Raw genomic sequence first — 280 nt, 5'->3', positions numbered from 1 at the left:
ATTATAAATTAGAAAATATTCATGAAGAAGTAAGAGTACAAGTGAAAGTAATTAGTAAGAAAGGAGCAGCAGTATGCGTTTAAAATTTGGAGCGGAAAAAGAAGGAAGAAAACCTGCAAATACGAAAAGAAGAGCATATATGTTAACCCTGGGAAGTTTTGTAGCAATGTTTTTTGTACTATGTATTTCGCCTGCCTTCAGCGGAGCAACATATAAGTTTGAGGAAATGAAAATTGGAGAATATCAAAGCCTATCAACGATGGTGAAGATTTCAGTTGTG

At 34.3% G+C, this 280-nt stretch carries 1 protein-coding gene; it reads left to right on the top strand.

Annotation, left to right across the window (positions count from 1 at the left end; translation table 11 throughout):
- Nucleotides 1–73: 73 nt before the first annotated feature.
- A partial coding sequence (locus FSZ13_RS18650; protein ID WP_222116625.1) for a hypothetical protein occupies nt 74–280 on the top strand: 207 nt, incomplete at its 3' end.

It is taken from the genome of Stenotrophomonas rhizophila (genome assembly GCF_007667275.1).
Lineage (GTDB): Bacteria > Pseudomonadota > Gammaproteobacteria > Xanthomonadales > Xanthomonadaceae > Stenotrophomonas > Stenotrophomonas maltophilia_AE.
This window is presented reverse-complemented; position numbering and strand designations above follow the sequence as displayed.